The sequence below is a fragment of the Dysosmobacter sp. genome (assembly GCF_034093755.1).
GTDB lineage: Bacteria > Bacillota > Clostridia > Oscillospirales > Oscillospiraceae > Oscillibacter.
In genome coordinates this window covers 26812-41435 of the sequence record NZ_JAXEBZ010000069.1, presented here as the reverse complement: position 1 = coordinate 41435, position 14624 = coordinate 26812, and the positions used below count along the sequence as shown (strand labels likewise).

Sequence of the window (14624 nt, the reverse complement as noted above, 5' to 3'; positions counted from 1 at the left end):
GGATTATGTTTCGAAATAGAACAAAAACTTGCAGAATATCCGGTTTTAACGATTTCTTCCGTTTTAAATTGTCACTTATGTTCTTGTATAAGGAAGAGAAATATGATATAGTTTTATTCGGAAAACAAATGGCTGCCGCGGATCGGCGGCAGGCTCCGCGGAGAAAGGTGGGAGGCAAATTGGATTTGAGGCAGCTGGAATCTTTCATCATGGTCATGCAGAAAAACAACTTTTCCAAGGCCGCCGAGACCCTTCATCTGACGCAGCCCACCGTCAGCAACCAGATTGCCTCCCTGGAGCGGGAGCTGGATGTGAAGCTGTTCATCCGCAGTTCCCGGGCCATCACCCCCACCCGGGAGGGGCGGATTCTGTTCAAATACGCCCAGGGCATCATCAGCCAGCGGGACGCGGCTCTGCGGGCGCTGCAGAATGGGAAAAACCCCTCTCAGGGAACCGTTTATATCGGTGCCACCTCCACCCCCGCCCGGTACTTTCTGCCCCAGCTGGCAGCCGACTTTCAGAAGAAAAACCGAGGCGCGTTTTTCCGGGTCAGCAACGACATCAGCTCCGTCATTGTGCAGGATCTGGTAGACCGGAAGATCGAGATCGGCATGACGGGCATTCTCATTCCGTCGCCCTACTGCGAGGCAAAGTGTCTGGCCTTTGACCGCTGGATCCTGATCACCCCCAACAACATGCGCTACAAAAACCTGATCATATCCGGCTTCATGCCGGATATGATTCTGCAGGAGCGGTTCATCAGCCGCTGTCAGGGCTCCGGCTGGCGGAAGGATACGGACAATTTCCTGCTCCAGCTGGGTGTGAATCCGGCGGCTCTGCGCATCGTGGCCGAAAGCGACGACACGGAAATGATCATCCGGATGGTGGCAAAGGGCATGGGCGTGCCCCTGGTCTCCCAGCAGGTGGCGGAGAGCTATGTGAGCCACGGGGACATTCTGTCCGTGGGCTTCGACCAGCTGGTTCCGCCGCGGCCGCTGTACCTGATGCGGAACAACGATGTGGAGCTGTCCTATTTCGCCCAGAAATTCTGGGATTTCGCCCTGGATTACTACCAGCACTGACGCCGTACCAACCCCAAAAACGGGCATCGCTCATAGGAAGCGATGCCCGTTTTTTTCGCACGGACGACGCCGCGCCGCGGCCGTCGGATTTCCCCGGTCAACCCCGGAAATCTGTGCCGGATTTTTAGGCAAAAAAGCGGAATATTCCCAATCTTTTCTGGAACTTTTTTCGCGCTTATGGTATAATATTCGCAGTGCATCAAGACCGGTATTGTCACCGCCGCAAACAGAACTGCCGCCCTCGCCGGCAGGGAAAAACACCCGTCTGCGGGAATCTGCAAAGGAGAATCTACTTATGGAACGCAGCAGTCTCACCTATCAAACCTACGTCCGCATTCTGGAGCGGGAGCTGATCCCTGCCATGGGCTGCACGGAGCCCATCGCCATCGCCTACTGTGCCGCCAAGGCCCGGGCGGTGCTGGGCGCCATCCCCGACGCCATTCACATTGACGCCAGCGGAAACATCATCAAAAACGTGAAGAGCGTTGTGGTTCCCAATACCGGCGGACGGAGAGGCATTGCCGTGGCCGCGGCCGCGGGCGCCCTGTGCGGAGACGAAAACGCCCTGCTGGAGGTCATCTCCCACATCACCGAAGAGGACAAGGCCCGCCTGCCGGAGTATCTGGAGCAGACCGACATCACCGTCAGCCCCGCCCAGTCCGATTACGTTCTGGACATTGTGGTCACCGTTTCCAAAAACGGCAGCCATGCCACGGTCCGGGCGGTGAACGAGCACACCAACCTGGTGCTCATCGAGAAGGACGGCGTGGTGCTGGAGGAAAAGGAGATTGCGGAGGTGGTGGATTCCGACGCGCCGGACTACACGCTGCTGAGCATTGAGGGAATTCTGGATTTTGCCGAGACCTGCGATCTCGCGGACGTGGAGGACATCCTGAGCCGCCAGATTTCCATGAATACCGCCATCTCCGACGAGGGACTGAAAAACGACTACGGCGCCAACATCGGAAAGGTGCTGCTGTCCTCCAACGGCAATGACATCCGCACCCGCGCGAAGGCCCGGGCCGCCGCAGGCTCCGACGCCCGGATGAACGGCTGCGAGCTGCCGGTGGTCATTAACTCCGGCAGCGGCAACCAGGGGCTCACCGCTTCCCTGCCGGTCATTGAGTACGCCAAAGAGCTGGGAAGCGACCGGGAGACGCTGTACCGGGCGCTGCTGATCTCCAACCTGGTGACGCTCCACGAGAAAACCGGAATCGGCCGTCTGTCCGCCTATTGCGGCGCCGTCAGCGCCGGCGCCGGCGCCGGTGCCGGCATCACCTATCTCCACGGCGGCCGGCTGAAGGAGATTTCCCACACGGTGGTCAACGCGCTGGCCATCACCTCCGGCATTGTCTGCGACGGCGCCAAGTCCTCCTGCGCCGCCAAAATCGCCGCCTCCGTGGACGCCGGCATTCTGGGCTTTGAAATGTACCGGCAGGGCCAGCAGTTCTACGACGGCGACGGTCTGGTGCTGAAGGGCGTGGAAAACACCATCCGCAATATCGGCCGGCTGGGCAAGGTGGGCATGCGGGAAACCGACCACGAAATCATCCGCATGATGACGCAGCACGTGTAAGAAACCGACAAAAAGAAGCCGCTTCACACAGTGAAGCGGCTTCTTTTTGTTTTGCTTCGGCCCTCCGGCAGAGGATCAGGCCAGTTCCCGGAAGGTCTCCAGAATCTTGCGGAGATACCCGTAGGCCACCTCCACCGCGTCAATGTCCAGATGCTCATAGGTGGTATGCATGTTGAACAGCCGCGCGCCGGTGGCCACCGCGTCCTTCAGCGACGGACACACATTCATAATGTAGCCGCACTCGCTGCCCGCGTGGCGGGAGATCACCTCGGGATACTTGCCGTTGAGGCGGAAATAGGCTGTGGAGCAGACCTCCCGCAGGGGGGAATCCTCCACATACTCCCAGCAGGGGAAGCTGTCCCCCACTTCCCCGGTGATTCCCAGGGTATCCGCAATCGTCTGCATCAGGGGAAGATAGTCGGAGTTCATCAGGGACGTCAGCGAACTTCTGCACAGGCAGTACAGATGCACTGCGTCCTCCGCGAAGGTGACCACACCCAGGTTGTTGGAGTAAATCGCCTCACCGGTCTCCAGATTCCGCGTCAGGGTTCCGCTGGGGGTCAGCAGGATGCACTGCACCAGGCGCCGCGCGTCGGCGGGACACAGTACCCGGGAAACCGCGGGGATTTTCTGCACGCTCAGCGTCACCTCAGGCTCCGTGTCCGCCAGCTCCCGGCGCAGCGTCTCTTTCCACCAGTCGAGTCGGGCCTGCAGGGCACCGGCGTCCACGGGATTCACCGCCGTCTCCGCCCTTCTGGGAATCACATTGGCTTTGCCGTCGGCCCGGAAATACGCCAGCTCCACGTCCAGCTCCCGCTGCAGGTCGGCCACCACCCGGCCCAGCAGCTTGATGGCGTTGGCCCGGCCCTTGTCAATCTCCGCGCCGGAGTGTCCGCCTTTCAGGCCGTCCAGCACGATGCTGTAAGTCTCCCCCCGGGCGGAGCCGCAGGTCTGATAGGGCATGTGGAACGCGAACCGCTGTCCGCCGGCACAGGCCACGGTGAGAGAGTCCATTTTGCTGTCCAGATTCAGCAGGTGATGGGCGGTGATCTGGCTGCCGTCAAAGTGCTTGATGCCGCTCATGCCCGCCTCCTCGTCGGCGGTCAGCAGCACCTCCAGCGCCGGGTGCTGCAGGTCCTCGGTATCCAGCAGCGCCAGCAGCAGCGCGACGCCGATTCCGTTGTCGGCGCCCAGAGTCGTTCCGGAGGCATACAGGAAGCCGCCCTCCCGCCGGAGCTTCAGGGGATCCGTCAGGAAATTATGCTCCACGCCCGGGTTCTTCTCGCACACCATGTCCAGGTGGGCCTGCATCAGCAAGGTCGGGGCATGTTCATACCCGGGAGACGCCGGCTTCCGGATGAGCACGTTGTTGTAATCATCCACGCAGATGTCCCAGCCCTTGTTCTTTCCCAGATTGTAAATATACTCCGCCAGCTGCTTTTCATTCCCGGAGCCGTGAGGAATGCTGGCGATGTTTCCGAAATAGAAAAATACCTTCCGGGGCTCCAGTCCCTGAATCACCTGCTCATTGTGGGGAGTCATCATATCATATTCCTCTTTTCTGTCCCGGCTGTGCCTGACAAACGTCAGTTCACCGTCACCAAATCTTTGACAACCGTCCGTCTGGCCGCCGGCTCAAGGGTGAGCACTCCGGCGGGGTCCACCCTCGTGGTGCAGGCAAGGCCGGGTTTTCCGTTCACCTGCAGCAGGCAGCGGCCGCAGATTCCGTGGTCGCAGGCGCTGTGCTTATAGTAGCTGACCGTGGGGTCCAGATTCTCACTGATATAGTCCATCACGTCCATGACGGTCCATTCTTCATCCACCCCGGGAATCTCATACTCCGCGAAATAGGGCGCGGCATCCTTTCCGACCTCAAAACGAAACACTTTTACCAGCATGTTCTTTACCTCATCTTCGGGCGCAAGTATTGATGTTCCTCGTTGAACAGATAGGAGATAATGTCACGGTCCTTTCCCTGCGGCAGCTGGAATTTTACCACCTCAGGCCGCCGGAAGTCGATGCGGAACGCCCCGCCGTCCCGGTGGAACACCGTGCGGTGGAGGTACTCGTCGTGATTCACCTCCGGGCAATCCACCCGGATGTGGGAACCGCGGCTCTCTCTGCGCAGCTCCGCGGCCGTCAGGCCCGCTTTCAGGCACAGGAACAGATTCTGCACGGCGAAAAGGGACAGCAGCTCCAGATTGTACACCGGATTGGGATTGCTCACCGCCAGGTTCGGCAGGACCTCCCGGCCGAATCTGTCCAGATCCTGAAGGCTCTTTTCCATGCGATCCCCGCTGCGGACAAAGTTGAACCCGTAATCGGCGATCTTCTCCATCTGACGCATGGCCCGGATGGGAGAAATGCCATCCTTCTTCCGCGCCAGCGCCTGCTCCAGCACGCCGAAATCCGGAGTCCGGGCTTCCGCGGCGCCGTCGCAGTTTCTGGCGTAGTCAGCCGCCGAAAGGCCAGCACGGTGGCCCTGCACCAGCATTTCCACCAGGCCGTCGCCGGCCCGCATGGCGCCGAAGACGCCGCTGGTCACCTCGCCGGCCGCGTAGAGACCGGGGATTTCCGTGGCCATGGTCTCATCCACCAGCACGCCGCCGTTGCTGTATTCGCAGCCCAGGCCCACTTCCAGCAGCCCGTGATCCCGGATGCGCTGGTACAGCGCGCTGATATCGTCGCCCATGTAATAGCCCTTGCGGTGCCAGGTAGCCATGTAGTTGATGTAGCGGTCCAGAATCTCCGCCCGCTTTTCGGCGGGATAGCCGGAGTAATCGAAATAAACGCCGCCGTTGGGCGTGCCGTTCCCCCGGAAGATCTCCTGTCCCCAGTAATAGCAGCTGGTGAGCTTTTCCATCTTGCTGCCCCGCACCAGTTCGTAGACCTCCGGCGGAAGAACGATCTCCTCCCCCTTCGCGTTGCGGACCACCGGCGGCATTCCCCACTTGCCCATCAGCACCTGAATCAGGTAGGGATAGATGGAGCCTTTGACGGCTTTCGGCGAAAGGGCGGTGGGGAAGCACAGGACAAACTCCATGTCCGCCAGGCCCGCCCCCGCCCGGTAGGCCATGCCCAGGCCGTCGCCGGTCATGTCGGTTACGGTGTTTTTCAGGGAGAACGGCTGATAGCCGCCGGTTGCCAGAATCACCGCTTTGGCGTGGACGCAGATTCTCTCACCGGTGTAGATGTCGTAGCCGATGGCGCCGGTGACGCGGCCGTCGGTCCTGATGAGATCGATGACCGTGCAGTCCTCCAGAATCTGGATGTCCGGATGGGCCTTCACCGATTCTTTCAGCGCCGCCGCCCAGGACCGCCCCACGGAGAACCACTTGCCGGGCGGCAGAAACGCGAAGGTCTGCCCGGCCTTTTCCCCGAATTTTACCAGATCATAGACCACCTGAGGGCTCTCCTCCACAAACTGGCGCACCAGCTTCTGGTTGTTCAGGTAATAGCCCTCTTTCACCAAGTTGTCGAACACCACATCCTGCGTCACCCGCTCGTCGGCCTTCTCATAGCCGAAGGCCCTGGCGCTTTTTCCGTCAATGGAGAAGCTGCCGCCGGCCATGATGGCGTTTCCGTTTTTGCCCAGTTTGCCTTTGCTGATCAGCAGGACGCTCTGTTTTTGTTCCACGGCGGCAATGGCGGCGGAAATGCCGGCGCCTGAGCCGCCAATCACCAAAACATCAACCGTCTTATTCATTTTTCCTCCTCAGCAGAAGGCTCCGTCACAATCCGCACGATGCAGCAGTCATCGCCGTCCAGCAGATTCTTGTCATGGTAGCAGGTCATGCCGTCGCAGTAGCCCCGGTACTTGGCCTGGTCCACGTAGCAGTACATCCGGCCCCACTTTTCAAACCCCAGCTCCTTCCAGTGCTGGGCAAAGGGGCAGTAGGACACCTCGCTGGCCTTCACGTTTTCGCTGCCGGTGTCGATTTTCTTCTTCTCCCAGCCCACGGAGGGCAGGTCCTTTCCCAAACGGTAGTTCTGGAGGGTAATGGGCTCCCCCAGCTCCGTCACCTTTTTCCGGGCGCGCCGTCCGCAGTCCAGGCCATACTCCTCAATCGCCCGGCGCACGATGCGCTCCGTCGTCTCCTCGTCGTTCTCCTGCAGGATGCTCTTCACCATGAAGTAATACAACGAGGACAGGCGGTCCGCCATGATCAGAACGTCATTTTTTGCCTGCTGCACGTCCATGTTTTCCTTTTCCACTTCTGTTCCTCCCTATTTCCCGGCCGGCGGCTCCGGGTCTTCCACCCGGATGATGCATCTGTCGTCTCCATCCAGCAGATTCTTGTCATGATGGCAGACGAACCGCTCATTGTAGCCGCTGTACTTGGCGTGGTCAATTTCGCAGTAGAGCCGTCCCCACCGGGCAAAATCCAGCTCCTGAAACGCCCTAGCATAGGGGCACACGGTGACCTCCGTCATCTTGACCCGCTCGCTGCCGGTGGCGATTTTTCTGCTCTCAAAGGCGATGGGGGGAATCTCCTTCCCCAGGCTGTGATTCACAATGGAGTTTTCCTTCCCCAGGGCCTCCACCTGCGCCCTGGTGGCCCGGCCGCAATCCGCGCCGAAGTCCGCGATGATCTTCTGAATCAAGCGCCGGGCCTCCTCTTCTCCGAACTCGGCAATCAGCGTCTGAACCGTGTGGTAATAGAAGTGGACCAGGCGGTCAATGGTGACCTCCACCTGCCACTTCGCCTCTTCCCGGTCAATCATCTGCCCCATGGGGAACCTCCGCCGTCATGTACGAATACTTCAGGACTCTGGAATACCTGGACAGCAGGTCCAGATACGCCTGTACCGTCAGGTTGGGGTGATTCTCCGCCAGAATCTCCCGTGCCCTGGCGCCATCGTTCTCCAGCAGCTCCCGGATCATGGCGCCCAGCACCTGCGCGGGAAGCACGCAGGCCTCATCGAAGTCCTCCAGGCGGAAATCCTTGGCGTGGAGGCTGCCGCTGATGCCGCCGGTGGCGATCTTCAGCGTTGTCATGATCTGCGTCAGATCGCCGAAGTCGCTGGCGCCGCCGGACATCGAGCCGCGGCCCACGGAATCCTCCCCCAGCAGCTCCCGGCTGATCCGGTCGCAGTCGTCGGCGATGTTGCTGTGGAGCACGCCGGGCAGGTAGCCCGGCATCTCCGTGATGACCACATCGCAGCCGATGGCCTGCGCCGCCGCCTGGAAGCAGCGGTTGATCCGCTCGCTGACCTGATTCAGGCAGGAGAGGCTCCTTGCCCGGATATGCATCTCCAGAGAGGAGTGGCCCGGCACCACATTGACGGTCTCGCCGCCGTTGGTGACGATGTAATGCACCCGGACGCCCTCCTTGTCGGGGAAGGTGTCCCGCAGGGCGTTGATATTGTTGATGGCCTGCACCATGGCGTGGAGCGCGTTGATGCCGTCATCCGGGTGAAGGCCCGCGTGGGCCTCCCTGCCGAAAAACTCCACCTTTTTGGCGCAGAAGCCGATATTGGTGCTGCCGATGACCACCTTGTTCCTGCCCATATAGTCGGTGGGCATGTTGTGGGTGATCATGGCAATGTCCACATTGTTGAAGTAGCCCTTCCGGACCATCTCCTGCTTTCCGCCGAAGTACCGGATCTCCCCCCTGGCCTGCATGGCTTCCTTCACCGACAGGTCGATGTACTCCTCGGAGGGGACGCCGATGATATCCACGCTGCCGCACAGGCCGCCGGCCTCTTTCCACTCCACCAGCTTGGACGCCAGCATGTACATGGCCGCCACCTGCAGGTTGTGGCCGCAGCAATGGGCATAGCCATCCAGGCCGGAGGCGGGGTGCGCCCTGCACTTGATGGCGTCCAGCTCCGCGATGATGGCGATGCGGGGGCCCTGGTCGCTGAATTTCACATTGGCAATACAGCCGGTTTTCACAATGTTCCGGTCCACCGTCAGTCCCAGCTCTTCCAGATAATCGGAAAACAGGTTGGTTGCCAGTTCCTCGCAATATCCCTTTTCCGGGTTCTTATAGATCTGAGACGCCAGTTTTCTGGCGGCGCACCGGTACTGCGGCTGAATCTCAATTACTTTTTGCATCAGATAGCCTCTTTCTCCCGGTTCATTCCGGCAAAACGCGGAATGAATGCGGCAAATTTATTTCTGGTACAGGATGCAGCTGACAAAGTGGTCCTTGCTGACCTCGTTCAGGCTCAGGTCACCGGCGGTGCATTCCAGCTTTGCGCAGGGGCAGCGGCCCGCGAAGCGGCAGCCGGGCTTGGGGTTGATGGGGCTGGTCACCTCGCCCCGGATGGCCACCCGCTCCTTGTTGCGGTACTTCAGGTTGGGCACCGGGATGGCGTTCAGCAGAGCCTTGGTATAGGGATGCAGCGGGTTTTCAAACAGCTCATCCGAGGGCGCCTTTTCCACGCACTGGCCCAGGTACATCACCGCGATCTCGTTGCTGATGTGCTTCACCACGCTGAGATCGTGGGTAATGAACATATACGTCAGGCCGCGGGCCTCCTGCAGGTCCATCATCAGATTCAGAATCTGCGCCTGAATGGACACGTCCAGCGCGGAGACCGGCTCGTCGCAAACGATGAACTCCGGGTCCAGCGCCAGTGCCCGGGCGATTCCAATGCGCTGGCGGCGGCCGCCGTCCAGCTCGTGGGGATAGGTGTTGACGAAGCGCTCCGCCAGGCCCACCGTCTCCATCAGCTCAAAGACCTTGTTGTCGATGTCCCGCTGGTTGGTCAGGGTTCTGCAGACCTTCATCGGCTCGGAAATGATCTCGCTGACCGTCATTCTGGGGTTCAGGGAGGCATAGGGGTCCTGGAAGATGATCTGCATCTTCTTGCGCAGCGCCAGCATCTGCTTCCGGTTATACTTGACAATATCCTCGCCGTTGTAGAGAATCTCGCCGGAGGTAGGCTCAATCAGCCGCAGAATCGTGCGGCCCAGGGTGGATTTTCCGCAGCCGGACTCGCCGACCACGCCCAGCGTCTGTCCCCGCTGGATGGTCAGATTCACATCATCCACCGCGTGGAGATCGCCCCGCGGGGTTTTGAAATACTTCTTCAGGGATTTTGTCTGAATCAAGGGCGTAGTGTTGTTCATCGGGCCATCTCCTCTCCGTCACCCTGATACAAATGGCAGCGAACCATATGCGTGTCCTGCACAAAGGGCTGCGGCTTCTGGGAAACACACTTTTCCATGCAGCGGGGGCAGCGGTCATGGAACGCGCAGCCGCTGGGCAGATTGGACGGGTCCGGCATCAGACCGTCAATGGGGCTCAGCCGTCTGGTTTTCTTGGAAAGATCCGGAATCGAGTTAAAGAGGCCCACCGTGTAGGGGTGGTGGTACGCGCCCTCAAACACGTCCTCCACGGTTCCCTGCTCAATAATCTCGCCGGCATACATAATGGCCACGCTGTCGCAGTTGTTGGCCACCACACCCAGGTCATGGGTGATCAGAATCATGGCGGTATTCAGCTTTTCCTTCAGCTCCCGCATCATCTGCAGCACCTGGTCCTGAATCGTCACGTCCAGGGCGGTGGTGGGTTCATCCGCCAGCAGCAGCTCAGGCGTGCAGGCCAGCGCAATGGCAATCACCACCCGCTGCTTCATGCCGCCGGAAAACTGATGGGGATAGTCGTTCTTTCGCTCAGGCACAATTCCCACCAGGGAGAGCATATCGTCCACACGCGCCTGAATTTCCTCGTGGTTCATGTCAGGGTTGTGCAGCTCCAGTACCTCCGCGATCTGATCTCCCACCGTGAGAATGGGATTCAGGCTGGTCATGGGGTCCTGGAAGATCATGGAGACCTTATTGCCCCGGATCAGCCGCAGCTCCGCGTCCTTGCAGTGAATAATATCCGTCCCGTCCAGCAGGATTTCCCCCTGGACGATTTCGCCGATCCGGTCCGGCAGCAGCCGGAGGATGCTCAGGGCGGTGGTGGTCTTGCCGGCGCCGGTCTCTCCCACCAGGCCCAGGACCTGTCCCTTGTTCACCGTCAGATTCAGGCCGTTCACCGCGTAGACGCAGCCTTCGTCGGTTTTGTAGACCACATGCAGGTCTTTGATTTCAAGCAATTTTTCAGCCATTGTCGATACCCCGCTTCAGTTTTTCAGTCTGGGATCCAGCGCGTCACGCAGGCCGTCGCCCATCAGGTTCAGAGACAGCACCGCGGTAATCAGCGCCAGACCGGGAATGACCACCAGATGGGGGAAGTAGCGCATCTGGTCCTTCCCCTCCGCCAGCATGGAGCCCCATTCCGGGCTGGGCGGCTGGATGCCGAGGCCCACAAAGCTCAGAGAGGACACCGTCAGAATCATCGTGCCCATGGTCAGCGTGGACTGCACAATAATGGGGCCGATGGCATTGGGGATGATGTGCTTGAAGATAATCCGGGCGTCAGACGTGCCGCAGGCTCTGGCCGCCTCAATGTATTCCTGTCCCTTGATGGACAGAATGGAGGAGCGCACAATCCGGGCAAAGCGGGGAATCTGGGACACGCTCATGGCAATCACGATGTTCACCAGTCCGGTTCCCAGGGCCGCCACCACGGAAATGGCCAGCAGCATGGAGGGGATCGCCATCAGCACATCCATGACGCGCATGATGATGTTATCCACCTTGCCGCCGTAATAGCCGGCCACGGAGCCGATGATGGAGCCGAAGCTCAGGGACACCACCACCGTCAGCAGGCCCACGAACAGGGAGTTGCGGGCGCCGAAGATGATGCGGGCGAAAATGTCGCGGCCCAGCTGGTCCGTTCCGAAGATATGCTGGGCGTTGGGGGTCTGCAGCCGGTCCGCCATCACCTGGGTAATGGCCACGTCATAGTCCACAATGAAATCGGCAAAGATGGCAATCAGGATCAGGGCCGTCAGGACGCACAGTCCGGCCAGCGCCAGACGGTTTTTCTTGAAGCGGATCCAGATGGATTTCAGCTTGCTCTTTTTCCTGTACTGTGTTCGGTTCATCTGCTCCATCTTATTTTTTCACCCCCATATACTGAGACTTGATTCTCGGGTCGATGTAGGCGTAGAGCACGTCAACGATCAGGTTGACAATACCCACGGCAATTGCCACAAACAGTACGGAGGCCATCACCATGGGCGTATCCTTCGCCCGGACGGAGGCCACCATCAAAGAGCCCAGGCCGGGGATGGCAAACACCGTTTCCGCAATCAGCGCGCCGCCCAGCAGGGCGCCGAAGTTGTTGCCGATAACCGTGACCACCGGCAGCAGGGCGTTGCGCAGGGCGTGCTTGAATACCACCGTCCGCTCCGTGGCGCCCTTCGCCCGGGCCGTGCGGATGTAATCCTGCCGGATGACCTCCAGCATGGTGGAGCGGGTCATGCGGATCAGCGTGGCCAGGGTGGTAGCCGCCACGGCGATGGAGGGCATGATGAAGTGCTTCCAGCTGTCCGCGCCTGTGGCCGGCAGCCAGTGCAGCGTGTTGGCAAACAGCAGCATCATCATCAGGCCCAGCCAGAACGAGGGCAGGGACGTCATCAGCAGCGCCGAAACCGTGCACACGTGGTCCAGCAGCGAGTATTGCTTGACCGCCGATATGACGCCCACCGGGATGCCGATGATGATGGAGATCAGGATGCCGCAGATGGCCAGCTTCAGGGTATTGGGAAACCGGGCGATCAGCTCATTGAACACGTCCACGTTGTTGCGGTAGGACTTGCCGAAATCGCCGTGCAGGGCGTTGACGATAAACCGCGCGTACTGCACCAGGAAGGGATCGTTCAGTCCCATCTCCTCCCGCATGGCGGTCACTTCCTCCTCGCTGGCGCCGTCGCCCAGCTTCATGCGGACGGGGTCGCCGGGAGAAAAGCTCATAATGGCAAAAATGATGAATGAGATTCCCAACAGCACGGGAATCAGCATGATTAACCGCTTTCCGATAAATTTAAGCATTGTTCCTCCTATTCCGCAAAACGCTGCAGCGAAGCGTTCTGCGGCAGCACTTGATGGAAACTGTCCAATATGCACACTGCGGTGCGGCTTGTCGATTACACGAGCCGCACCGCAGTGCAAATTCATTCAGGCTGCTATGTACGGGCTGCCCGGATTGCAGAGCCTCAGATGCCGCAGATTACCAGGCGTAGTTGCAGATGTAATAGCGGCTGGTGGAGTTTGCCACAACACCCTGCAGGGTCTCGTTGGCAGCCACGGTGTTCAGGCCGCAGAACAGGGGGATCATGATGGCTTCCTCGTTCACGATCTCACAGGCCTGCTTGATGATCTCCATACGCTTGTTGTAGTCGCCCTCGATACGGGACTGATCCAGCAGCGAGTCCAGCTCGGGGATCTGGCAGCGGAAGAAGTTGTTGCTGCCGCCGTAGAGCTTGCTGTGGAAGCGGGAGTACAGGGTGTAGTCCGCGTCGGCGAACATGGAGATGATGGCCCACACGCACATCTCATAATCGCCCTCGTTGTAGATGTCCTCCAGGAAGGCGCCCTTCTCCATGATATCCAGCTCCACGTTGATGCCGATCTGGCGCAGCTCGTCCTGGATAATCTGGGCGGGCTTGCTGTACAGGGGGCTCTCCGTGCACTTCAGGGTCACGGTGAGGCCGTTGGGATAGCCGGCCTCCGCCACCAGAGCCTTGCCCTTCTCAATGTCATTGGGGAAGCCCTTCAGATCAGCGGGATAGCCAACCGCGTTGGGAGAAACGGGCACTTCCACGGGAACGCCGTTGCCCTCCAGGGCGCCCAGGATGATATCGTCACGGTTGATGGCGCAGGCAACAGCCTGACGCAGGAGCTTGTTGGCGAAGGGCCCCTTCTCGTTGTTGAACGCCGCGAAGACGTACATGGAGGAGTTGGTCTCATAGAGCTTGATGCCCTTGTGATCTCTCAGGTTGGCCAGCTCGCTGGCGGGAGGATTGTCCAGAACGTCAATTTCGCCGTTCTCCAGAGCGTACACAGCGGTGTTCTGATCGGTGTAGATCTTCAGGGTCAGGTCCTTGATGGGAGCGGCGCCCTTGAAGTAATCCTCAAAGGCCACAAAGGACAGGCTCTCGCCGTTCTTCCACTCCACGAACTTATAGGCGCCGGTGCCCACGGGGTTGCGGCCGAAGCCCTCTTCGTCGGCTTCCATGGCCTTCTTGCTGACGATGGAGGCGGGCGCGCAGGCCAGGCAGCTCAGGATGGGCTCATAGGCGTGCTTCAGGGTGATTTTGACTTCCATGTCGCCCACAATCTCAGCCTTCTCCACCGTGCCCATGATCTTGGCGGCATAGGAGGAGGCGGCGGCCTTGTTGATGGAGTACTCCACGTCCTCGGCAGTCAGGGGATCGCCGTTGTGGAATTTGACGCCGTCATGAATCTTGAAGGTCAGCTCGGTACGGTCCTCGGAGAACTCCCAGGACTCCGCCAGGCTGGGAACGATTTCGCCGTCCTCGCTCTCCAGCACCAGGGTGTCAAACACCTGAGTGATGGGGAGGAAAGAGCCGGAGTCAGACACCATATACGGATTCATGGAAACCGGTTCAACGGTCATTCCGAAGTTCAAGTCGGTGCGTGTTTCAACTGCAGTGGAAGATCCCGTCTGTCCCGCGGAGGCACTGCTGCCGGAACTGCCGCCGGAACAGCCGGTTACCAGGGTGAGAAGCATTGCCATGCTTAACATCAGGCTCAAAAATCTTTTCATCTGTTACAACACCTTTCTTCTTTTCGGTTATCCCCGGAAGAACCGTTTGTTCTTCCTTGCCCCCATTCTACCCTCTTTCCCTTGCGGATGGCAAATAGCTGTTTCTTCAACAAAACTATTCCAAATTATGCATATCTGGAGGAAATACCAATAATTAGGAATTGACATTATGAAAATCGACCAATTCCGTCGAAAAACGGCCGATGATTCCAAAATTCTTTTGTCGAAATTAGGCAAAAATATTCCAATTATTTGGAATTTCCGTTTTTGTCATGAAAGATGTGTTATAATGTTTCCAACGTTACAATCTGATGTCCTGTGCCAGCAGAA

14 protein-coding genes are annotated in these 14624 nt (G+C 59.3%); 3 read left to right on the top strand and 11 right to left on the bottom strand.

Translation table 11 applies throughout. The features are described from left to right. Positions 1–5: 5 nt before the first annotated feature. Together SOX55_RS09135 and SOX55_RS09130 are read left to right on the top strand one after the other, a co-directional pair. Positions 6–1082 (top strand): selenium metabolism-associated LysR family transcriptional regulator, encoded by a 1077-nt coding sequence (locus SOX55_RS09135; RefSeq protein WP_325287135.1) that lies wholly within the window; start codon positions 6–8, stop codon positions 1080–1082. Positions 1083–1377: 295 nt separating this feature from the next. Continuing rightward, positions 1378–2658, top strand: a complete 1281-nt coding sequence (locus SOX55_RS09130) for an L-cysteine desulfidase family protein (RefSeq protein ID WP_325287134.1) — start codon at positions 1378–1380, stop codon at positions 2656–2658. Positions 2659–2733: 75 nt separating this feature from the next. On the opposite strand, the gene pepD is transcribed toward SOX55_RS09130, so the two are convergent. The 11 genes from pepD to SOX55_RS09075 all read right to left on the bottom strand — a co-directional run bounded on the left by pepD (position 2734) and on the right by SOX55_RS09075 (position 14123). Then, positions 2734–4203, bottom strand: coding sequence for a beta-Ala-His dipeptidase (pepD, locus tag SOX55_RS09125; protein WP_325287133.1), 1470 nt, complete (start codon positions 4201–4203; stop codon positions 2734–2736). Positions 4204–4244: 41 nt separating this feature from the next. Continuing rightward, complete coding sequence (locus tag SOX55_RS09120; protein WP_325287132.1) at positions 4245–4556, bottom strand: 2Fe-2S iron-sulfur cluster-binding protein; 312 nt, start codon at positions 4554–4556, stop codon at positions 4245–4247. Positions 4557–4561: 5 nt separating this feature from the next. After that, complete coding sequence (locus tag SOX55_RS09115) at positions 4562–6364, bottom strand: FAD-binding protein (protein WP_325287131.1); 1803 nt, start codon at positions 6362–6364, stop codon at positions 4562–4564. After that, a complete protein-coding gene (locus SOX55_RS09110; protein ID WP_325287130.1) occupies positions 6361–6873 on the bottom strand; it encodes an L-2-amino-thiazoline-4-carboxylic acid hydrolase in 513 nt (170 codons plus the stop codon). The genes SOX55_RS09115 and SOX55_RS09110 overlap by 4 nt, the downstream gene beginning before the upstream one ends. A 12-nt stretch (positions 6874–6885) precedes the next feature. Further along, complete coding sequence (locus SOX55_RS09105; protein WP_325287129.1) at positions 6886–7392, bottom strand: L-2-amino-thiazoline-4-carboxylic acid hydrolase; 507 nt, start codon at positions 7390–7392, stop codon at positions 6886–6888. Continuing rightward, positions 7376–8719, bottom strand: a complete 1344-nt coding sequence (locus SOX55_RS09100) for an amidohydrolase (protein ID WP_325287128.1) — start codon at positions 8717–8719, stop codon at positions 7376–7378. Before SOX55_RS09100 ends, SOX55_RS09105 begins: the two co-directional genes overlap by 17 nt. A gap of 57 nt (positions 8720–8776) precedes the next feature. Continuing rightward, complete coding sequence (locus SOX55_RS09095) at positions 8777–9739, bottom strand: ABC transporter ATP-binding protein (protein ID WP_325287127.1); 963 nt, start codon at positions 9737–9739, stop codon at positions 8777–8779. Beyond that, on the bottom strand, positions 9736–10725 hold the full coding sequence (locus SOX55_RS09090; protein WP_325287126.1) for an ABC transporter ATP-binding protein: 990 nt from the start codon (positions 10723–10725) through the stop codon (positions 9736–9738). Before SOX55_RS09090 ends, SOX55_RS09095 begins: the two co-directional genes overlap by 4 nt. 15 nt (positions 10726–10740) lie before the next feature. Further along, a complete protein-coding gene (locus SOX55_RS09085; protein WP_325287125.1) occupies positions 10741–11607 on the bottom strand; it encodes an ABC transporter permease in 867 nt (288 codons plus the stop codon). Between the two features lie 10 nt (positions 11608–11617). Further along, positions 11618–12556 (bottom strand): ABC transporter permease, encoded by a 939-nt coding sequence (locus tag SOX55_RS09080; RefSeq protein ID WP_325287124.1) that lies wholly within the window; start codon positions 12554–12556, stop codon positions 11618–11620. 178 nt (positions 12557–12734) lie between these two features. Next, positions 12735–14123 carry an ABC transporter substrate-binding protein gene (locus tag SOX55_RS09075; RefSeq protein WP_325287123.1) on the bottom strand — a complete coding sequence of 463 codons (1389 nt, stop codon included), beginning with the start codon at positions 14121–14123 and terminating at the stop codon, positions 12735–12737. Between SOX55_RS09075 and SOX55_RS09070 the strand changes: the two genes are divergently transcribed. Continuing rightward, complete coding sequence (locus tag SOX55_RS09070) at positions 14122–14448, top strand: hypothetical protein (RefSeq protein WP_325287122.1); 327 nt, start codon at positions 14122–14124, stop codon at positions 14446–14448. The genes SOX55_RS09075 and SOX55_RS09070 overlap by 2 nt on opposite strands. Positions 14449–14624: the final 176 nt, after the last annotated feature.